This is a genomic window from Micromonospora sp. MH33, from assembly GCF_003013775.1.
Taxonomy (GTDB): domain Bacteria; phylum Actinomycetota; class Actinomycetes; order Mycobacteriales; family Micromonosporaceae; genus Micromonospora; species Micromonospora fulviviridis.
Window position 1 is genome coordinate 1 of sequence record NZ_MUYZ01000512.1, and the last position, 2,728, is coordinate 2,728.

Consider the following 2,728-nt stretch of genomic DNA (forward strand, 5'->3'; position numbering starts at 1 on the left):
CGCGCTCGCCGGGGCCGTGCACGAGGCCCTCACCACGCTGGCGCCGGCGCGCACCACCGACCTGGACGCGGCCCTCGCGGCCACGCTGGACCGGCTCGGTCCGGCCGCGGCCGTCCGCGCCGCGGTCGAGAGCGGTCGGGACGCCGCCCGCGGCGTACTCGCCGAGCGGGCCGGCGACGGGCTCGACCTCGCCTCGGTCAACCGGCCCTTCACCCCGCCGCCGCCGGCGCCCGGCGTCTGGCAGCCGACCCCGCCGGGTTTCGCCGCCGCCGTGCAGGCGGGCCAGGGCGACGCTCGGCCGTTCCTGATCGACGACGTGCCGGCGTACCTGCCCGGGCCGCCCCCGGCGCTCGACAGCAGTCGCTACGCCCGCGACCTGGCCGAGAGCCGGGCGGTCGGGGCGGCGCAGAGCAGCAGGCGCACCGACCGGCAGACCGACATGGCGCGCTTCTGGGCACAGACCTCGCTGACCGGCTACACCGGTGCGCTGCGCGCCGCCATCGCCGGGCGGGCCCGCGGGACCGCCCGCCGGGTGGCGCTCGTCGCCCTCTTCCACGCGGCGACCGTCGACGCCCAGATCGTCACCTACGCGGCGAAGTACCGTGACCTGCGCTGGCGCCCGGTCACCGCGATCCGGACCGGGGACATCGCGCCGGATCCGGCGTGGACCCCGCTGATCACCACCCCCGCCCATCCGGAGTACCCCAGCGGGCACACCACCTACGCCGGGGCCGCGGAGATCGTCCTGCGGACCCTCGCCGGGCGGCCCGCCGGGCCGGTGGAGCTGACGAGCCCCACCGCCGCCGGCGTCACCCTGACCTACCGGGACTGGCGCGAGCTCACCCGGGACAACATCGACGCCCGGGTGTGGTCGGGCATCCACTTCCGGAACACCGACGAGGTCGGCGCGGCGGTCGGCCGCCTGGTGGCGGCGGCCGGGCTCGCCCGCTGGGACGGCCGACCGCTGTAGTCCTGCCGGGTGGCCCGGCGCGTGCTACCGGGTCGCCTCTCTGGCGAGGGCCCGCGTCACCACCGTCAGGTCATCGCCGCCGAGGCCCTGCTCCACCGCGCGCCGCCACTCGCCGGCCAGGGCCTCGGCGGCCGGGAACCGGCCGGCCGGCACCTCTCGCAGCGCGAGGTCCACGTCCTTGAGCGCCAGGGCCAGGGAGTACTGCGTCGTGTAGTCGTCCCCGGCGATCCGGTCCAGCTTGTCGGCGGCCCAGGGCGACACCAGCGGGCTGCCGCGCAGGGCCCCGTGCACCGTGTCGCGGTCCAGGCCGAGCGCGTCGCCGAGGGCGACCGCCGCGGCGATCCCCTCGTTCACGAAGGCGAGCAGCAGGTTGTTGACCAACTTCAGCCGTGACCCGGCGCCGACCGGCCCGACCCAGACAGTCTGCTGCCCGACCGCGTCGAAGACGGGCGCCACCCGGTCCCGCACCTGCTCGGGGCCGGACGCGAGGACGACGAGACGGCCCTGTTCGGCCGGACCCCGGCTGCCGGCCACCGGCGCGTCCACCAGCGTCACCGTGGGGCGCTCGGCGCGGACCAGCTCGGCCAGGCGCCCGATCTCGGTCACCCCGATGGTGCTCATCTGCGCCCAGACCGCGCCGTCGGGCAGCGCGGCCAGCATCCCCTGGTCGACGGCGATCCCGCGCACCGCGGCCGCGTCGGTCACCATGGTCACCACCACGTCGGCCCCGCGTACCGCGTCGGCCGGGTCGGCGGCGACCTCGGCGCCCTGGTCGCCGAGCGCGCGGGCCGGCTCCGGGTGCCGGTTCCACACTACCGTGGTCAGCCCGGCCCGGACCAGGTTCGCCGCCATCGGCGCGCCCATGCCGCCGAGCCCGAGCACCGCCACCCGCGTCATCCGCCGCTCCCCCACCTCGCCTACCGGGCAGCCTAGGCGCGCCGGAGACGGGGAGCATCCCGATCGCGGACACTCGCCGTCGGTCCATCCGCGGACCGTCACCGCGCCTGAGCGGATAGAGTCCCGGAGCAGACGGCCCGCCACCCCCGGGTAGACCTGTCGGGGAGCGGTGTGGTCATGCGTCGACGGCCCGGCGAGGAGCTGCGGAACCGGCTGCGTCGCCGGGACCCGGGCTACCGCCTGATCCGCCGGGCGGCCCGGCTGACCGTCGTCGCCTCACTCGTCTTCTACGGCTGCCGCTACGGCCTGGGCGACGTCACCCTCGCCACCTACGCCCTCTTCGGCACGGTCGCCACGGGCAGTTTCGCCCAGCTGCCGGGGCCGCCCGCGGAGCGGGCCCGGACCCTGCTGGCCGCCCTTCCGGTGGCCTGGTCGCTCGTGGCGGTCGGCACCGTGCTGGCGGTCAGCACCGCGGCGGCGTCCGCCGGGATGCTCGTCGTCGGGTTCGCCGTGGCGTTCGCCGGGGTCGGCGGGCCGCGCCTGGTCGGGCTGGCCAACGCGCTCCAGCTCTTCTACATCCTGGCGTGCTTCCCGCCGTACCGGCCGGACTCCCTCCCGGCCCGGCTGGCCGGCGTCACGCTGGGGGTGTGCCTGGTCGCGCTCGCCGAGGTGACGCTCTGGCCGGACCCGGCGCCGGTCGGCTTCCCGCAGCGCCTCGCCGGGGCGGCGGGCGGCCTCGCCGACCTCGTCGACGCGCTGGCGGACGTGCTGGTCGCCCGGCCGGGCGCGGCGGAGGAGGCGGCCCGGCGGCAGGCCCGGGCCGTACGGCTGCTCGACCAGGTGCGGATGCCACGGCTGCCG

2 protein-coding genes and 1 pseudogene are annotated in these 2,728 nt (G+C 77.5%); 2 read left to right on the forward strand and 1 reads right to left on the reverse strand.

Annotation, left to right across the window (positions count from 1 at the left end):
* On the forward strand, window positions 1-970 hold a 970-nt coding region (locus B0E53_RS35145), incomplete at its 5' end, for a vanadium-dependent haloperoxidase (RefSeq protein WP_107079797.1).
* Window positions 971-994: 24 nt separating this feature from the next.
* On the opposite strand, the gene B0E53_RS35150 is transcribed toward B0E53_RS35145, so the two are convergent.
* Entirely contained in the window at window positions 995-1,867 is an 873-nt protein-coding gene (locus tag B0E53_RS35150) for an NAD(P)-dependent oxidoreductase (RefSeq protein WP_107079798.1), read from the reverse strand.
* Window positions 1,868-2,044: 177 nt separating this feature from the next.
* Here B0E53_RS35150 and B0E53_RS35155 point away from each other — a divergent pair.
* A pseudogene (locus B0E53_RS35155) lies at window positions 2,045-2,728 on the forward strand (FUSC family protein); the annotation flags it as partial.